A 16,588-nucleotide genomic window follows, 5' to 3' on the forward strand; every position below is an offset into this window, starting at 1 on the left:
GGACTGCGGTTGAAATAAATGCCCATCAAGGTATCGTTGACAACAGAAAAACATCGTGCTATATTTATCTTAAATTAAAGAATCTTTATAAAAAGTTATATGTGCCATTTCATTTTCAATAAGCTTTTGGGGAAGCTTAAAATACAAGGAGGAATATTCATGAACGGATTAAAAGGAGTACACCACGTAACGGCGATTACAAGCAGCGCAGAGAAGAACTATCAGTTCTTCACATATGTGCTTGGCATGCGCTTGGTCAAGAAGACGGTGAATCAGGACGACATTCAGACCTATCATTTGTTTTTTGCAGACGATAAAGGCAGCGCGGGTACGGATATGACGTTCTTTGACTTCCCGGGCATTCCGAAAGGGGTTCACGGTACAAATGAAATTTCAAAGACTTCGTTCCGGGTACCTAGCGATGCAGCTCTTGCTTACTGGGAAAAGCGGTTTGAGCGCTTGAACGTGCAGCATTTTGGCATCAAGGAAATGTTCGGAAAAAAGACGTTGTCCTTCGTGGATTTCGATGATCAGCAGTACCAGCTGATTTCAGATGAGCATAATGAAGGCGTTCCTTCCGGCACACCTTGGGAGAAGGGTCCCGTTCCACTCGATTATGCCATCACCGGGCTGGGGCCTGTGTTCGTGCGGATCGCAAATTTCGATTATTTCAAGGAAATGCTGGAGAAAGTGATGGAGTTCAAGGAAATCGCGCAGGAGGACTCGTACCATCTGTTCGAGGTTGGTGAAGGCGGGAATGGAGCGCAGGTCGTCGTGGAATATAACGCAGTGCTGCCTCCAGCCCGGCAAGGCTTTGGTACGGTTCACCACGCGGCGTTCCGTGTGGAGGACCGGAAGGTGCTGGAGCAATGGATTACCCGCTTTGATCAGTTCGGATTTTCGACTTCCGGCTATGTGAACCGACACTTCTTCGAGTCGTTGTACGCCAGAGTGGCTCCGCAGATTCTGTTCGAGCTTGCTACAGACGGACCTGGCTTCATGGGCGATGAGCCTTATGAAACATTGGGCGAAATGCTGTCCCTGCCACCGTTCCTCGAGCCTAAGCGCGAACAAATCGAAAAGCTGGTTCGTCCGATTGATACGGTACGCAGTACGATTGAATTTACCAAGGAATAAGGGAACACCTAAGAGGGGAGTGCATTCATGTGTACTCCTCTCTTTTTTAATATCAAAATGAAAACGCCCTTGCATGAACCAGAGGGCACCTTAATATACATGGCGGGAGGAAATTCAAATGAGTAGATAGGGGGATTCGCGATGACGGCATCCCAAAATAAGGGTGGATTCATTACGGACACAAGTTTAGCGCAAGGAATTCATATCGAACGTCTACGGGGTCAATTTCCAGAGCGGAGAGATGAATGGGGGAAATATTGCATTGGCGAATTTACCTACGGCATGCCGGTCGTCCGTTCCTGGGGAGAGGATGCCATGCTGAGGGTAGGAAAGTTTTGCTCCATTGCAGATCAGGTGACCGTCTTTCTGGGCGGTGAGCATCGGGTCGATTGGGTGACCACGTATCCTTTTAGCGCCCTGCTGCCGGAATTCGCCCATATCGAAGGCCATCCCAAAAGCAAAGGCGACGTTATCATCGGCAATGATGTATGGCTAGCGCATGGAGTTACCATTTTGTCGGGGGTTCGTATTGGGGATGGAGCTGTCGTCGCCGCGAAAGCGGTGGTGGCAAGGGATGTTCCGCCATACGCGATCGTTGCGGGAAATCCAGGAACCATTATGAAGCATCGATTCGAGCCGGAAGTCATTGCTCGTTTGCTGGATATCCAGTGGTGGGATTGGGAGCCGAAGTACCTCGAGGAGGCTGTTCCGTTGCTTTTGAGCCAGAATGTTCCGGGGCTTATTCATTATGCAGAGCAGCATGGCTTAGGTCGTAATCTTTCATTATAAATAAACTTTATCGGGAGCTCCATGCCCTCCCTCGGATACAATCCAAGTATGAATTGGGGAGAGGGGCAGCATAATGAGCAGGAAAGAAGTACCGCCAATAGAAGCTGTAAGATCTTTTATAGATGGAAAATGGCATTCGGACGATTACCGGATCGCAAGGGAACGAAGTGGTGTATCCACCTATGTATACCGCGTATGGAACGACAAGGAGACCTTTTATCTGCGGATTCTCCCGGAACAGACATGAGCTTCGGTGTGGAAGTGCATGTACATCAGCTGCTGCTGCAAAAGGGAGTGCGGGTACCGGAAGTGATTTTCTATGAAAATCATCATGAAGCGTTCGGTATGTCCGTGATGTTGGTTCGCGAAATACCTGGTTCGTTGGTGGGAGATGACTTGTCCATGGGCGAATTTGAAAGGGTTCTGCGGGAGGCGGGGAAGCAGCTTGCCGTTATCAATCAGGTACCGGTGGAGGGTTTCGGCTGGGTCCGGAGGGGACGGAATGAGGGAGCGAGGAATCTGGTGGGGGAGAAGAACGGAATAGGCGATTTCATCGCTGAGCATCTCACGGAAGATTTGCATTTCTTATCCGGGAACCTGTTGTCCATAGCTGAAGCTGCCCGAATACAGGATATTCTGAAGCTTGGAGCTTCGCTTATGAGCAGGCATGAATCCAGGTTGGTTCACGGTGACTTTGACGATTCTCATATCTTTCAGCAATTCGGGAAATATAAGGGTATCATTGATTTTGGAGAAATTCAGGGAAATAGCCCGCTATATGATTTGGGACATTATAAATTGCATGATGGACAGCGCTATAGCGGATTTAAGGCATTGTCGGAAGGGTATCAAGAAGTCGAATCGCTTACTGCAGAGGATCTGCTGGAAATTGAATTATGGGCGCTGTGGATTGGGGTGCGACGATTGGGGATCGTAGGAAGGCGTTCTTCCGGAAAGTACGTGGAGATTTTACTGCAGGCAGTCCGAAGGGAAATGGGCATCATCCAGGGCAGGTTATAGCATCATAATCGAAGGCAGTAAATTCGTTTCGCTGTAACAAAGTATAAACATGGAAACGGGAAGTTCCTGCTTAAACAGCGGGAACTTCGTACTTGTTGATTTCGACAGCAAATTTCGACAATTTTCGAAAAACGTATAGCATTTTAAACCGATTGCTACTAAAATAAAGTTAGTAGGAAGTTTTAACTAAGTAACATGTTAAACCGGAGAAACCTTGTAATAATTGGATTCTCATTGCAATTCCGAGTAATCCGATATACAATGTAAAACAGTTTTATAGAGAGATGAGGGATAAGACATCATGCGTAAATATTTTTCAGGAGTCATCATTTTGGCATTGCTGACGATGTTGGTCAGTGCATGCGGAGGCACGACGGACAATTCCGCATCATCTTCCGATGGATCGCAGACATCCAGCGAACAGCCGAAAGATGGTGGCAGTTTGATTATCGGCGTTGCAGCCGATCCGGTTATCCTGAACCCGAACTACGCGGGCGACCGTGTCAGTTTGACGATAGACCAAGCTCTTTATGCACCTCTTTTCCAAGTGAATAATGGTAAAAAGACGTTTTATCTGGCGGACAGCCTGGAGCCGTCTGCAGATAACTTGACGTATACACTGAAGCTCAAGAGCGGGCTAACTTGGCATGATGGAGAGAAGCTGACGGCGGATGACGTCGTGTTCACCATCGACAAGATTTTGGACGAGAAGCAAAACAGCATGCTAAGAGGTAACTTCATCATCGGCGGCAAGCCGATCAAAGCGGTGAAAGTCGACGATACGACGGTGGAATTCAAGCTTCCTCAAGTCAGCCCGGCTTTCGAAGCAACGCTGGTACAGGTAACGCCGATTCCGAAGCATATTTTCGAGAATGAAGCGGATATTGAGAAGAGCCCTAAAAACAATACGCCTGTAGGTTCCGGGCCGTTCAAGTTCAAGGAATACAAAACGGGTGAGTATGTAACCCTGGAGCGTTTCGACAATTACTTTGGCGGCAAACCGCATCTGGACTCGATCACGTACCGGATTTCCAAAGATGCAAACGCGTCGAACCTGGCCTTGCAGAACGGTGAGATTAACGTGAAGTATGTTGATCCGCAGGATGTTGCGACCATCGAAGCGAACGGTAATTTCGAAATGAAGAATTACAGCGAAGGACGCTTGTCCTACTTGATCTTTAACCAGAAGAGCGATACCGGCCTGATGGCCAAGAAGGAAGTCAGGGAAGCATTGTCGTATGCCCTGAACCGCGAGGAACTGATCCAAGTGGCTTACACATCCGCTGATTATGCCGACCCGGCCAAATCCTTCGAGACACCAGACGGTTTGTACCACGACAACAACGTCACAACGTATGACAATGACGTGACTAAAGCGAAAGAGCTTCTGCAGTCGAGCGGTGCGGCAGGCATGAAGCTGCGCTTCATGGTATCAGGCGGCAACAAGGCGCAGGAAGCCATTTCCCTCTATGTTCAGCAAAAGCTGAAAGAAGTAGGGGTTAACGTGGAAATTCAGTCCATGGATGCTTCCGCCTATAGCAACAAATTTACCGATCCGAACGCAGCTGATTATGAAATGACCGTAGGCGGGTATATTATGGGCTTTGATCCTGACGCATACAGCATTCTGTATGCATCGGGCAGCGATTCCAACTATTCGCACTACTCCAACAAAGAAGTGGATGAGCTCTTTGCGCAAGGCGCCGGCGAAGCCGACGATGCGAAACGCGGGGAAATCTATAAAAAGCTTCAGGAAAAAATCGCTTCCGACGCCGTCATCTATCCGATTGCCTATACGAAAACGATCGTGGCCGTAGACAAGAAATTCGGCGGTCTGGATGAAGCGGTGCTCAAACCGGTCGTGATCTTCGAAGATCCGTCCAAGCTTTATCAGAAATAATGTTCACGATTCGAGATTCATAGGCAGAAACGACAGCTGCGCCCCCAGGGTGCAGCCGTTTCTGTTCTGTTCGCTAGGATCGAAACTGAGGCATATGAAAAGGAGTCATCTCCTGATCTTGCCGAATTCAACTAGGAGACTATGAGCATGAAAAGACTGATCGTCAGAAGATTATTGCAAACTGTGCTACTGCTGTTTTTTGTGTCGATCGTCTGCTTCATTTTGGTGAAAGCGGCGCCCGGGGATCCCGTGCGTTCTTTTGTTACACCGAACATGCATGCGGCGGACATTGAGCGCATTAGGCATAACCTCGGCTTGGACAAGCCTGCATACATTCAATATTTTATTTGGCTGAAGGAGTGCTTGACCGGCAATTTCGGTTACTCTCTCGTGAATCATCAACCGGTGCTCGGGCAGATCCTGGACCGGTTGCCGGCAACGGCAGGCCTCATGGCTTCCGCCATTGCGCTGGCGGTCATTTTGGCGATTCCAATGGGAATGGTGGCCGGGGCAAACCGCAGCCGCTGGGTGGATAAGCTGGTCAACATGATCGCATACATCGGGATTTCGCTTCCGCTCTTTTGGCTCGCGATCCTGCTGGTATACTTTTTCTCGATTCAAATGCACTGGCTTCCGAGCATGGGGATGCGAACCATCGGTAAAAGCTCCGCGCTCGATGTGATCAAGCATGGCATTCTGCCTTGCTCCGTGCTCGCTATCGGCTTCCTGACCGTATACGTCAGGTATATTCGTTCAAGCACGATCAGCCAGTTGAAGGAAGACTACGTTCAGATTCAATATGCTTTTGGCTCTACGAAAAGAAATATTTTATTCCGGCACGTCATGAAGCACGTTATGCTTCCCGTCATTACGCTGCTTGGCATGTCAATGGGCGACCTGGTCGCCGGGGCGATCGTGACGGAGACGGTATTTTCCTGGCCGGGCATCGGCTCGCTTGGCATGACGGCGGTACGGGGGATGGATTACCCGGTCATTATGGGCATAACCTTATTCTCCTCCGTACTGCTGATCCTGGGTAACCTGCTCGCGGATATCCTGTACGGCATCGTAGACCCGAGAATTAAAACAACGAGGTGATCTCATGAAACGGAGTAAATGGGTTAATGTTGCCCGCGAGCTGAAGGGGAACAAGCTGGGGATCGCCGCCGTTATTCTTCTGCTTATTATTGCCTTGGCAGCGATTTTTGCATTTCTGTCCTCGAAGGACCCCAACCAGCTGAATGCGTTGGAGCGGCTGAAGCCGCCGAGCAAGGACCACTGGTTCGGTACGGATGATTACGGCCGCGACACGTTTGCGAGAGCGCTGTACGGGGGCCGGATTTCTCTTATGGTCGGCGTGCTGTCGATGCTTTTCGCGACGGTGATCGGCGTGACGGTCGGCGTGATCAGCGGCTACTTTGGCGGTTGGATCGACGGACTGCTGATGCGTATCTTGGATATCATCATGTCCATCCCGTCTTTCCTGATCCTGCTGCTGCTCAGCGTTTACCTGAAGCCAAACGTCAGCAGTATCATTATGATCATTTCACTGCTCATGTGGATGAGCATTGCCCGGGTTGTCAGGGCGGAGACGATGACGCTGAAAGAGCGGGAGTATGTCCTGTACGCGAAGGCATCGGGACAGAGCACCTTCGGCATCATCCGCAAGCATATTCTGCCGGGACTTATATCCGTCGTGATCGTCAGCGCAACCAATAACATCGCTTCGGCGATCATGATGGAATCATCCCTCAGCTTTCTGGGCTTTGGCGTGCGTCAGCCGCAAGCGACATGGGGCAGCATGCTGAACGGAGCACAGGGATATATTGCGCAGGCGCCTTACATGGCCTTGTTCCCAGGGCTGCTTATTTTCTTAACCGTGCTTTGCTTTAACATTCTCGGCGATATTTTGCGCATCGGGCTTGAACCGAAGCTTGGCAAAAGATAACACGCTAGCGCAGGCGATGAAGGAGTGAGAAACCAATATGACAAAACCACTACTGAACGTCGATGAGCTTAGGGTCTCATTCCAAACCAGGGACGGACAAAACCAAGCGGTACGCGGGGTGAGCTTTCATGTCGGTGCAGGCGAGACGGTCGGCATCGTCGGCGAATCCGGAAGCGGCAAGAGCGTGACGGCGAAAGCCATCATGGGGCTTATTGCTCCGCCAGGGAAAATTACGCACGGCAGCGTTGATTTTAAGGGAGAAGACTTGGTGAATATGAGCGATAGCCAGTGGCGCAAGCTTCGCGGCAACCGAATCGCCATGGTGTTCCAAGATCCGATGACGGCGTTGAATCCGGTCAAAACAATCGGATACCAGATGACGGAGGTCATCCGCCGTCACCGGGGGCTTGGCAAGAAAGAGGCACTGCAGGAAGCGGTGGAGATGCTGCGCAAAGTAGGCATTTCTGAACCGGAACGCCGCGTGAAGCAGTATCCGCATGAATTCAGCGGGGGGATGCGCCAGAGGGTCATGATTGCGATGGCGCTCTCCTGCAGTCCGGAGCTGCTGATCGCCGACGAACCGACGACGGCGCTCGATGTGACGATCCAGGCGCAAATTCTCGATCTGCTGAAGCAGTTGAAGGATGAGTCTGATACCGCCGTCATGCTCATTACCCATGACCTCGGCGTCGTGGCGCAGGTATGCTCCCGCGTCGTTGTCATGTACGGGGGCATGGTGATGGAAGAAGGAACGGTCGAAGACATTTTCTATCGGACCGGCCATCCATACACCCAGGGACTGCTGCGCTCCCTGCCGAAGCGCGTCGGTGCGAACCGGGAGCGGCTGGTGCCGATCGAGGGTTCGCCACCCGATCTGATCGACCCGCCTGCCGGCTGTCCGTTCAGGGACCGTTGTCCGTATGCGTTCGAGAAATGTTCGGAGCTGCCTCCCATGGCCGAGCTCGCTGAAGGGCACCGTTCCTTGTGCTGGCTCGTGCAGGATAAGGACACGCTGGCTGAGGCGCTGGCGGAAGGAGGGACAAGCCAATGAGCGAACAGATTATGGTCGACGTGCGGGATCTGAAGAAGCATTTCAAGAAGGGATCGGAAGTCCTGAAGGCCGTAGACGGCGTCAGCTTTCAGATCCGCAAGGGCGAGACGTTCGGGCTCGTGGGCGAGTCCGGCAGCGGTAAATCCACGGTTGGACGCTGCCTGATCCGGTTGTATGATTATACCGGAGGCGAGGTTTATTTTGACGGTCAGAACCTCTCGAACTTCGGCGACAAGCAGCTTAAGCCGTATCGCCGGCGGATTCAGACGATTTTTCAGGATCCGTATTCGTCGCTGAATCCGGGCATGAACGTGCTGGAGCTGATCGGGGAGCCGATGGATATCCACGGCATTCATATGAAGGCGAACGAACGCAAGGAATTCGTCGCAGGCCTGCTGAAGAAGGTCGGACTGAAAGAAGAGCATCTGTACCGTTACCCGCATGAATTCAGCGGCGGGCAGCGGCAGCGCATTTCGATTGCACGGGCACTATCGGTGCGTCCGGACTTCGTCGTCTGTGACGAGCCGATCTCGGCGCTGGACGTGTCGGTGCAGGCGCAGGTCGTGAACATGCTCGAGGATTTGCAGGCCGAATTCGGCCTGACGTACCTGTTCATCGCGCATGATCTGTCGATGGTGCGCCATATCTCCGACCGCATCGGGGTGATGTACAAGGGACGTCTGGTAGAAGTGGCGGAGAGCGACGAACTGTACGACAATCCACTGCATCCGTATACGAAGGCGTTGCTTTCCTCGATTCCGATCCCGGACCCGCGCACGGCAAGCCAGAACATGGCGATCAAATACGAGGTGCCCACAGCGGGAGACGGCGCGGTGCCGGAGCTGCGGGAAGTTAGCCCAGGCCATTTCGTGGCCGATCATTAAGTTACGGGAGGCGCTTTAAACATGGAAGAGAAACAACGCGTCAAGCTATCCCAATGGGATGCATTAATGCTGGAAGGATTGCGTGCGTACGGCTGGTCCAACGAAGAACTGCTGCAGCGGGTCCGCGAGCGGAATCTGCCCGAGGACCACAGCATGTACGAGTTCGATTATCAGGCACTGGCCGAGTTTGCAGCCGCTAATCCCGACTTGTTCGAGTCTGCGGTCAAGGACGGCTATTCCATCAAGTACAACACACTGGGAGGCCTTCGATCGTGGATCGCGGTCGCCTATGGCCTGGAACCGGTGATCGTGCGCGATCCGGGGCAGGAAGCGGTCTTCGCCGAGCTGACCGAAGCCCAGAAGGAGCGCCTTGAGTCGATCATTTCGTTCGGCTGGGCTATTCATGAAGAAGCAGGCAAGCCTGGCGTGTACCGGATGGAGCCGATTCAGCGGTAAGCAGGCATTACACGGGTGCACACTAAAGATTTTTGCTGCGAAATAAGAATATGCGCTTTCCACAAGCATCGCCAGATCCGAGAGGGTCCAGGGTAAGCTTGCGAAAGGCGCATTTTTTTGCTGTCTTAAGCTCGTATAATCAGAACTAATGGCAAGATCGGCCGAAAAATAAAATAATAGGAATTTTAGTGAACGATTCTGATCCAGAGAGCCAATACATCATGTATACAATTTCAGGAGGCCTTCGCAAATGAACGATCAAGAGCTGGAACCATGGTTGGACCGACTGATCGCCGGCGATCCGGAAGCGCTGGAAGTCGTGTACGGGCTGACGAAGAAAAAAGTGTATGGGACGGTCGCGCTGCTGGTTCGAAATCAGGAAGATGTCAACGATATCGTGAGCGAAATTTATGTTCAGCTGTGGCGCGCGCTTCCCGGTTATGACCGTAAACGCCCCTTTCTGTTCTGGTTGAACGGCATCGTCATCAGACAGGTCCATAACTGGCGCAGGCAGGTGTGGAGAAGATTCCGATTGCATGAACGGAATGATCGTCTTGGCGAATTTCCGCAGGTGGAAATGCCCGATGAAGCCTTGGAGAGGTCTGAATCCCACCGGAAGATCCGTGAAGCGATCAACCGGCTGCCCTATAAACTGAGGACGGTAGTTATCTACCGTTATTATTACGATTACACTTATGAGCAAATTGCCGAACTGCTGCGTATCCCGCCGGGAACCGCGAAATCCAGGGTACATCTGGCCATCAGGCAGCTGCGTAAAGGGTTCGATGCAGAACAAGACGAGGGGGAGTTTCCGGCATGTTTCAAAAGCACGAAATTGAAAAGTCGCTAACGAAGTACGTCGACGGGGTACATGTTCCCGCAGAAGTCGATCGGCGCGTCAGACAGTCATTTGAACAGTTTCATCATCAAAAGGAGAGACGACAACCCATGAAAAAAAGAATCGCCGTTTTGAGCATAGCCGCTGCGATCCTGGTACCTACCGGCGTGTTTGCATCTACAGGTGGGGCATCTTACTTTTTTAACGGCAGCGCCAATATCAACGGACTCGTGGACGACAGCATGAAACAAGCATTATCCGAAGGAAAGTCTGTTCCGATGGATGAGAAAATCTCGGATCAGGGCATAACCGTCCACTTGAAGGAAATGTATGCTGACGGGCAAAAAATCTTTGTCCATTACAGCTTGGAACAGTCCGACGGCACACTCGTGCCTTATGAGTTTGATACGAAAGGCTTGGATGTCTTATCAGATGGGAAGAAGGACGGCAAGCAGGTCGAGAATCCGACCTATCAGGAATCCGGAGTTGACGGCTTCAGCGTGCTGAATTTTATCGGAACCGGCCAAGAAGACAGATTGCCATTCTACCTGACGGACGCCAAAGGAGATAGAATCGACTCGGGCGTGGCGGAGAAGGATCTGCCTGAGGGCGTGTTTGCCTTTGTAACGGACGGCACCAAGCTGCCGACTTCGGTTACTCTGCATGTGGACATTAACCGGATCGGCAAAACGAAGGGCAACTGGAAAGGTGAGTTTTCCGTGGGTCAGAGCCAGGTGAAACAGGAAACGGAAGCCGACAGGAATAAATAGGGATGAAGTAAGGGAGATAAGAATCGCGAGAGTTTTATCAACATTAAACCTGCCCAACCGGGCAGGTTTTTGCTATTTGACACGAGAGGATTGTCCCTTGTTTACAAGCCATATTTCACGGCCATCGCCGCGATATGCTTTTTCAGCTCCTTTCGATTACTTCCACCGGTTCAATTACCGTGACGCTGCGGCTGAAGCTCAGTATGTTTTGCATGGCTTTATCCATGGAGGAATAATGAGCAGTGACCGAAACCGCGCCATCATTCATATATGTAACTTGTTCTGAGTTGCTCTATTGGTTGCAACCAGAACATCGTCTGTTATTAGCGAGAAGAGGGAAATAAAGGAGGAAACGATGAATGATAGAGAACACAAGAATGAGAGACTTGAGGTTATTATGGATAACAGCAGGATTTGTATTCATTGCTGTAAACCTTCTTTTGTTGTCATTCATTCTTATATCGGGTTACTTATTTGACTCTATTATTACCAAAACCATGGGAGTAGCTATCATTTGGGGAGTTATTATATTGTATTTAAAGGTAACAACCCGCCAAATACCCTGCAAAATGCAAATAAATAACAGATATTATGTAACTTTATTGAATTCTGGGTGTTATATAAAATGTACAAAAATTGAGGTTTTGAAAAGGCAATTGAAATCAGGATTTTTAGCATTATTCTCAGTAATTTTACTTCTTGGATTTAACTTAAGTGCATTTGCAGCAGATGAACGGACTACTACAGAAAACAGTAAGGATGAGGGTACTACTGTTGTAACGGGAGGGTACATAACACATTTAACACCAAGCCAAGCTGAAGAGTATGAAAAAAATCTTGTTTTTGGTGAATCCAGATTGGTTGAAGGAACTATTCCTGGAATCACAACATTTGATGCTGTTGTTTCATTGCAATGGGAGAAATTAAATCAGTATGATCTTGTATCTGCATATAACACTCTTACTGTAAATAAAACATCAACTATTAACGTTACATTGGTACAATGGGCAGACTCTTTTACATCTCTCAGAAGTCCGGAAATGACTTACGGACTTATGAGTGCAGACTATCAAACAAATAGAAGTATCGCCGGAAAATACGATAATACCAATGCAACAATTCAGTTCTTCAATGTACCGCCTGGTGAATACCGATTATCAGCTTATAATGCAAGTAGTTACACTGTCTCCGGGAACTGTTATGCAAAAAGAGATCAAGGTGCAAACTAATTAATCTATTGATTAAAATGAAATTGCTCTTGACTACGCAGAGAGAAGGGAATTGACACAGATGAAAAATACACGAAGAAACCTACTCATAATCGTGGCATGTACATTACTTTTAATCGGTTGTATAGTGATCACTTGGCCATTTATTGAAGATGCAATGAATAATGGTCAAGTGAGTAATCCAAGTGCAAACCCAAATCTTAGGCATTTAACGGAGGCAGAAAGGCAACAAATTTTAGATACCACTGATGCAATTGTAACTAAGTACGGAACTTTTAAACGTACGACTACTACACAACCATTGCCTGATAAAGGTGTAGTTTATGATACAAAATATGTTAATAAAAATACCAAAGTCATTATAAAAGATGGTAGGAGATTCGACCGAGTACCAGATGGCTCAAAATTTTAAAAAAATACCCGCTTAATGAATTAAAGCATTTTGCGGGTATTTTTTATAAGATAAATTGTAATATATTATAAATTATGGAAATAAATTATGAAAATTTTAAGTTTTGGTAAAATTGCTGCAGTGTTTTTAGTCGGATCACAGATTTTTGCTAGCCCAATCAGTTCTTTTGCTGATCAAAGAAGCTCTATTCCTGACAAAATGCTTGCAGGAACTGTAATTCAGTATGACGAGAATAACAACCCAGTTTATTTGAAAACAGGCACAACTCTACCATTACAGATATCTGCAAATACAACATTGCACAAAGCACTAACTCCTGAGGAGCAATCAGTTTTAGATGAAGAAAATAAAATGGTACAAGGAATTCTAGATGAGGCTAAGTCTCTACCTTTCATCCATATCGATAATCCGGAACCTCAACCTGGAATGAAGGTGATTTATGATGGAGAAGGGTATCTTAAAGACATTATTTATCCACAAGATCAAAAGACGATCGAAGTAATGAGCGCTCTTCCACAAAACAGTCGGAAAGCTCCTGGAACGTATACATATGGTGCACACAATAATTCAATTACTATAACTGGAACAAGTGCTGGTAAAGTACTGGGGACAGGGCGTGGTACCACATTTACGGATACTATGGGGGATAACGATAATAATATGAAGAAAGGAGATTGTGCAACTAAGGGTGAAATTGATAATCCACGATTTAATACAGTAATTAGTGTAAGAAATTTGGACAATAATATTGTTTACGATTTTAAGAAAAATGATAACGGAACCCTTCCAGATGCTGTTATAGATATTTGGAAGGACGGAGTTTCATATTTAGGACTAACATTTAGTTCAACTCTTTCGTTTTCAGGAAGATACTATTATGAATTTTAAAATATGAAAATAAATAATATGGGTAGGACAATCCTATCCATATTATTTATTTTATACGGAGGAAGAGGTTTATATTGAAAAAAAAACATAATCAGATAGTTTTATTCCTATTGCTTTGTATTCTCTTTTTATCATCTTGTTCAAACACTTCCGATCCAATTAATCAGACGACTACAGGAACTGTAGAAGAAAAAAGCACCATGTCAGTTTCTCCATATTTATCAATTACTTATACTGAATATGTGAATGGCAAAAATACAGACAACGGCATGGTTATACGGTCTATGATTTATGATTTAATAACGAAGGAAACGAAGACATTAGCAAATATCCCTTACACTTCACAAACCCCACTATCAGTGATTTCAAAAGCTGAAAATAAAGTATATTATTCTGCAGGCGAAGGTAATAAAGGAGATCAGTTGTTCTCTTATGATTTAACTAGTCATAAAGAGGAGAAATTAACAAATAATTTATTTGCAATTAATTATATTGTTCCAACCTCTTTTAAAGGTGAACTTGTGTTAGCAGCTGTAAAGAAGAACGAAGGGAATTTAAAGACGATTTTTCTTAGTAAACAAATGAATTCTTTGAATTTCTTGCATGACACGGATACTGATACTAATACATGGTGCTTAACTTATAATGATAAAAACAAATCAATTTACACGGCTGAATATTCAGAAAAGGCACAATTCGAAGCACGAGAGCTTGCTGGAAAAAAACAGAAGCCAACTGTTCCTCCCGATTATATTATAAACGAAATCAACACGGAGACTTTAAAAGAGAGGGAAGTTATTAGATTACAGAATGAACAGGTCATATCATTAGCTAGTAGTGACGATCAATTATTTGTGGTTACTTCACGTTATTATAATCGTGGCGAAAATGAGTATAATTTCGTGAATATTCAAACAGGAAAACGTACCAAATTGAAGCTTCCAATAATTGCAGCCAGCTCTACTGCTATTACACAAGATGATAGTGAATTATATTATCTCGGAGGACCATCAGGTATTGACAAAAGGGGAATTTACGTTTTTGATTTTAAATCTCAAAAATCAGTACCTATTTTTATACAGGGTGATGGTTTTATTAATGAATTCTCTTTGATTCAGTAACTCAACATTCGCAGGCAGGTGTGGAGAAGATTCCGATTGCTTGAACGGAATGATCGTCTTGGCAAACATCTGCAGGTGGAATTGCCCGATGAAGCTTGCAGCCAGTTCTTTAACATAATCAAGGGAAATGCCGTACTTCCACTCTGCTTCGGGCAGTGCATCGACCCAGCGGGTACGGGAGAGACGGTACTTCAGATCATCCAACACTTATATATCCATCTTAAGCCAACCACCCTGACAGCCTTATGTCAGAGTGGTGAGGAGTCAAAAAATTTTCTGTTTATTTTTGCAAATACAAAATCAGCTCAGCCCGGCTGCCCAGCTCCAACTTATCGAGAATATGCGAAACATAGTTTTTGACCGTACCTTCAGCCAAAAATAACGCCTCACCAATCGCTTTGTTGCTTTTTCCTTGCAAAATCTGTTCCGCAACCTCGATTTCTCTCGGTGTCAGCAGCTCCGTTAAGTCTTTATGTATAACCGCCTCATTCAGAATCGGGGCAGGTGGATTGTCGGCCGCATGAAGCGCATGGATAATCCGGTTCGTAATTTCCGGCTGGAGCAGCAAATTTCCTTCATAGGCGGCGCGGATTGCCTTGATCATTTCCTTGGAGCTTGTGTCTTTCAAAATATAGCCGTCCGCACCATTCTTCAGACCGCTGAAAATATACTGATCCTCATTGAAGGTCGTTAGAATAATGACTTTAACATCCGGGTACTGCTGCTTGACGAGCTTAGTCGCCTCAATGCCGTTCATAATCGGCATTCGAATATCCATAAGAATTACATCGGGCACATCTTTTTGCAAAAGAGCCAGAAGCTCTTCGCCGTTCCCTGCCTCTGCGATGACTTCGATCTCATCATATAAGCTCAAAATCATGTTCAGCCCGTCTCTGACGATTCCTTGGTCATCGGCTATCATTACACGAATCATCTAGTTCATCTCCGTACCTGTGGAATATGGAATATCAGCCGTAACAGCAAATCCGCGGCTATCAGGAGAAGAGAAATGAACCGTCCCCTGCAGCGCCGCGATGCGTTCTTCGATTCCGCGAAGTCCATGTGATTTATGGATATGCGTGCAGCCAGCGCCGTCATTTTCAACGGCAATATGCAGCATCGAGCCTCTTTTTTCCACGATAATGTCGAAAGACTCAGCCCCTCCATGCTTCAGCCCGTTTGTTACGGCCTCGCGGACTGTATTGTAGATCCCTTGTTTCGTGTCCAGGCTGGCAGCCTCGATGGCTTCATCGAATTGCAGCTTTATGTTCAGCCGCTCAGCAAGTTGAATGCTGTCGATCATATCTTGGATGGACTCCTGCAAATGCATGACGGGAGGCGGCGTATGGGCTTCTTTCAGAACAGAGACGGCCTTCCGGAGATCCGTGATACTTTTTTGGGAAATGGCAAGAGCTTTGCCGATGACCTCTTTGGATTGCTCCGGCTTCTTCTCCACGGTATTCTCGGCAAACTCTAGATGCATCCGAATCGCAACCAGCCCATGACCGATGGAATCGTGCAGCTCTTGGGCGATCCTGGTGCGTTCCCTGACGATGGTGATTTCCTTCAGCTTGGCATTGGCATCGAGGAGCTCCGCGCTGAGAGAGACGTTCTTCTTACGCTGCAGGCTGTTGTTGCGGAACAGATACACCAGCATGAGCATGGCCATGTAAGGGATGACAGAGCTCACGACACTGGCTCTCAGCGTAATCATGGCAGTCAGAAAAACCGCAATATGCACCATTATTAATCCGGTCTCCAATCGTGTGCTGTACAGAAACATCTCGGCCAGAGGGAAAAAATAATAGAGATCGGCTGCAGGACTGTCAAAGAAAATCATGTAGAGACCGATGCCGACAATGCTGGCAACCATGGATAGGGCATACCAACCCCGATTACCTTTAAAAAAGGGAAGGGTCGCTCTCCCGAAATCATTCGCCTGAATAGCGAGAATGCCCGCAATGGTTGCGGCTTTAACGGCCGTTGAAAGTTCGTAGCGGGTCACAACGTCAATGGCGACAAAGAGAACGATCACAATTCGGAAGAGCAAAAGAAGAAACAGGGGTTTATCTTTAACCATCGCATCACTTCCAGAGTGGTTTGTATTTCCTAAATTATACTATTCAATAGGAAGAATGGAATAGA

The 16,588-nt window shown here is 47.5% G+C and carries 20 protein-coding genes; 16 read left to right on the forward strand and 4 right to left on the reverse strand.

Annotation, left to right across the window (positions count from 1 at the left end; all coding sequences use genetic code 11):
- Positions 1-159: 159 nt before the first annotated feature.
- The 12 genes from GRF59_RS22285 to GRF59_RS22340 all read left to right on the forward strand — a co-directional run bounded on the left by GRF59_RS22285 (position 160) and on the right by GRF59_RS22340 (position 10,793).
- Complete coding sequence (locus tag GRF59_RS22285) at positions 160-1,137, forward strand: ring-cleaving dioxygenase (RefSeq protein ID WP_160499922.1); 978 nt, start codon at positions 160-162, stop codon at positions 1,135-1,137.
- 282 nt (positions 1,138-1,419) lie between these two features.
- Complete coding sequence (locus GRF59_RS22290; RefSeq protein WP_237392010.1) at positions 1,420-1,926, forward strand: CatB-related O-acetyltransferase; 507 nt, start codon at positions 1,420-1,422, stop codon at positions 1,924-1,926.
- Positions 1,927-1,999: 73 nt separating this feature from the next.
- Positions 2,000-2,173 (forward strand): hypothetical protein, encoded by a 174-nt coding sequence (locus GRF59_RS22295; RefSeq protein WP_160499924.1) that lies wholly within the window; start codon positions 2,000-2,002, stop codon positions 2,171-2,173.
- Positions 2,122-2,946: an aminoglycoside phosphotransferase family protein gene (locus GRF59_RS22300; protein ID WP_237391976.1), complete on the forward strand. Its 825-nt coding sequence runs from the start codon at positions 2,122-2,124 to the stop codon at positions 2,944-2,946. The genes GRF59_RS22295 and GRF59_RS22300 overlap by 52 nt, the downstream gene beginning before the upstream one ends.
- A gap of 301 nt (positions 2,947-3,247) precedes the next feature.
- On the forward strand, positions 3,248-4,846 hold the full coding sequence (locus GRF59_RS22305; RefSeq protein WP_160499926.1) for an ABC transporter substrate-binding protein: 1,599 nt from the start codon (positions 3,248-3,250) through the stop codon (positions 4,844-4,846).
- A gap of 147 nt (positions 4,847-4,993) precedes the next feature.
- Positions 4,994-5,944 carry an ABC transporter permease gene (locus GRF59_RS22310; protein WP_160499927.1) on the forward strand — a complete coding sequence of 317 codons (951 nt, stop codon included), beginning with the start codon at positions 4,994-4,996 and terminating at the stop codon, positions 5,942-5,944.
- Between the two features lie 4 nt (positions 5,945-5,948).
- Positions 5,949-6,794 (forward strand): ABC transporter permease, encoded by an 846-nt coding sequence (locus tag GRF59_RS22315; protein WP_160499928.1) that lies wholly within the window; start codon positions 5,949-5,951, stop codon positions 6,792-6,794.
- A 37-nt stretch (positions 6,795-6,831) separates the two neighbouring features.
- Positions 6,832-7,845: an ABC transporter ATP-binding protein gene (locus GRF59_RS22320; protein WP_160499929.1), complete on the forward strand. Its 1,014-nt coding sequence runs from the start codon at positions 6,832-6,834 to the stop codon at positions 7,843-7,845.
- Positions 7,842-8,729 (forward strand): ABC transporter ATP-binding protein, encoded by an 888-nt coding sequence (locus GRF59_RS22325; RefSeq protein ID WP_160499930.1) that lies wholly within the window; start codon positions 7,842-7,844, stop codon positions 8,727-8,729. The genes GRF59_RS22320 and GRF59_RS22325 overlap by 4 nt, the downstream gene beginning before the upstream one ends.
- Positions 8,730-8,750: 21 nt before the next feature.
- Positions 8,751-9,185: a hypothetical protein gene (locus GRF59_RS22330; protein WP_160499931.1), complete on the forward strand. Its 435-nt coding sequence runs from the start codon at positions 8,751-8,753 to the stop codon at positions 9,183-9,185.
- 250 nt (positions 9,186-9,435) lie between these two features.
- Positions 9,436-10,035: a sigma-70 family RNA polymerase sigma factor gene (locus GRF59_RS22335; protein ID WP_160499932.1), complete on the forward strand. Its 600-nt coding sequence runs from the start codon at positions 9,436-9,438 to the stop codon at positions 10,033-10,035.
- On the forward strand, positions 10,002-10,793 hold the full coding sequence (locus GRF59_RS22340) for a DUF4179 domain-containing protein (RefSeq protein WP_160499933.1): 792 nt from the start codon (positions 10,002-10,004) through the stop codon (positions 10,791-10,793). The genes GRF59_RS22335 and GRF59_RS22340 overlap by 34 nt, the downstream gene beginning before the upstream one ends.
- Before the next feature lie 142 nt (positions 10,794-10,935).
- Here GRF59_RS22340 and GRF59_RS30365 read toward each other — a convergent pair whose 3' ends face one another.
- On the reverse strand, positions 10,936-11,061 hold the full coding sequence (locus tag GRF59_RS30365; protein WP_480242980.1) for a WCX domain-containing protein: 126 nt from the start codon (positions 11,059-11,061) through the stop codon (positions 10,936-10,938).
- 91 nt (positions 11,062-11,152) lie between these two features.
- On the opposite strand from GRF59_RS30365, the gene GRF59_RS22345 reads away from it, so the two are divergent.
- The 4 genes from GRF59_RS22345 (at position 11,153) to GRF59_RS22360 (ending at position 14,443) form a co-directional block, all read left to right on the forward strand.
- The gene (locus GRF59_RS22345) at positions 11,153-12,022 is read left to right on the forward strand and encodes a hypothetical protein (RefSeq protein ID WP_160499934.1); all 870 of its coding nucleotides are present in this window, start codon (positions 11,153-11,155) and stop codon (positions 12,020-12,022) included.
- Between the two features lie 94 nt (positions 12,023-12,116).
- Positions 12,117-12,434 (forward strand): hypothetical protein, encoded by a 318-nt coding sequence (locus tag GRF59_RS22350; protein ID WP_237391977.1) that lies wholly within the window; start codon positions 12,117-12,119, stop codon positions 12,432-12,434.
- 87 nt (positions 12,435-12,521) lie between these two features.
- Entirely contained in the window at positions 12,522-13,322 is an 801-nt protein-coding gene (locus GRF59_RS29475) for a hypothetical protein (RefSeq protein ID WP_202128809.1), read from the forward strand.
- 74 nt (positions 13,323-13,396) lie between these two features.
- Positions 13,397-14,443, forward strand: a complete 1,047-nt coding sequence (locus GRF59_RS22360; protein WP_160499936.1) for a hypothetical protein — start codon at positions 13,397-13,399, stop codon at positions 14,441-14,443.
- On the opposite strand, the gene GRF59_RS29480 is transcribed toward GRF59_RS22360, so the two are convergent.
- From GRF59_RS29480 to GRF59_RS22370, 3 genes are all read right to left on the reverse strand, one after another.
- Complete coding sequence (locus GRF59_RS29480) at positions 14,384-14,650, reverse strand: epoxide hydrolase N-terminal domain-containing protein (protein WP_237391978.1); 267 nt, start codon at positions 14,648-14,650, stop codon at positions 14,384-14,386. The two genes, GRF59_RS22360 and GRF59_RS29480, sit on opposite strands and share 60 nt — an antisense overlap.
- Before the next feature lie 73 nt (positions 14,651-14,723).
- A complete protein-coding gene (locus GRF59_RS22365) occupies positions 14,724-15,374 on the reverse strand; it encodes a response regulator transcription factor (RefSeq protein ID WP_341480132.1) in 651 nt (216 codons plus the stop codon).
- 3 nt (positions 15,375-15,377) lie between these two features.
- A complete protein-coding gene (locus GRF59_RS22370; protein WP_160499938.1) occupies positions 15,378-16,523 on the reverse strand; it encodes a sensor histidine kinase in 1,146 nt (381 codons plus the stop codon).
- Positions 16,524-16,588: the final 65 nt, after the last annotated feature.

The sequence above is a fragment of the Paenibacillus dendrobii genome (genome assembly GCF_009807035.1).
Lineage (GTDB): Bacteria > Bacillota > Bacilli > Paenibacillales > Paenibacillaceae > Paenibacillus_AQ > Paenibacillus_AQ dendrobii.

Coding starts and splice junctions, on each gene's coding strand:
- GRF59_RS22295 (WP_160499924.1), top strand. CDS start 2,000: ATGAGCAGGAAAGAAGTACCGCCAATAGAAGCTGTAAGATCTTTTATA.
- GRF59_RS22370 (WP_160499938.1), bottom strand. CDS start 16,523: ATGGTTAAAGATAAACCCCTGTTTCTTCTTTTGCTCTTCCGAATTGTG.
- GRF59_RS22320 (WP_160499929.1), top strand. CDS start 6,832: ATGACAAAACCACTACTGAACGTCGATGAGCTTAGGGTCTCATTCCAA.
- GRF59_RS22330 (WP_160499931.1), top strand. CDS start 8,751: ATGGAAGAGAAACAACGCGTCAAGCTATCCCAATGGGATGCATTAATG.
- GRF59_RS22345 (WP_160499934.1), top strand. CDS start 11,153: ATGATAGAGAACACAAGAATGAGAGACTTGAGGTTATTATGGATAACA.
- GRF59_RS22300 (WP_237391976.1), top strand. CDS start 2,122: ATGGAACGACAAGGAGACCTTTTATCTGCGGATTCTCCCGGAACAGAC.
- GRF59_RS22290 (WP_237392010.1), top strand. CDS start 1,420: ATGCCGGTCGTCCGTTCCTGGGGAGAGGATGCCATGCTGAGGGTAGGA.
- GRF59_RS22285 (WP_160499922.1), top strand. CDS start 160: ATGAACGGATTAAAAGGAGTACACCACGTAACGGCGATTACAAGCAGC.
- GRF59_RS22305 (WP_160499926.1), top strand. CDS start 3,248: ATGCGTAAATATTTTTCAGGAGTCATCATTTTGGCATTGCTGACGATG.
- GRF59_RS22325 (WP_160499930.1), top strand. CDS start 7,842: ATGAGCGAACAGATTATGGTCGACGTGCGGGATCTGAAGAAGCATTTC.
- GRF59_RS22310 (WP_160499927.1), top strand. CDS start 4,994: ATGAAAAGACTGATCGTCAGAAGATTATTGCAAACTGTGCTACTGCTG.
- GRF59_RS29475 (WP_202128809.1), top strand. CDS start 12,522: ATGAAAATTTTAAGTTTTGGTAAAATTGCTGCAGTGTTTTTAGTCGGA.
- GRF59_RS22315 (WP_160499928.1), top strand. CDS start 5,949: ATGAAACGGAGTAAATGGGTTAATGTTGCCCGCGAGCTGAAGGGGAAC.
- GRF59_RS22335 (WP_160499932.1), top strand. CDS start 9,436: ATGAACGATCAAGAGCTGGAACCATGGTTGGACCGACTGATCGCCGGC.
- GRF59_RS22340 (WP_160499933.1), top strand. CDS start 10,002: ATGTTTCAAAAGCACGAAATTGAAAAGTCGCTAACGAAGTACGTCGAC.
- GRF59_RS30365 (WP_480242980.1), bottom strand. CDS start 11,061: ATGAATGATGGCGCGGTTTCGGTCACTGCTCATTATTCCTCCATGGAT.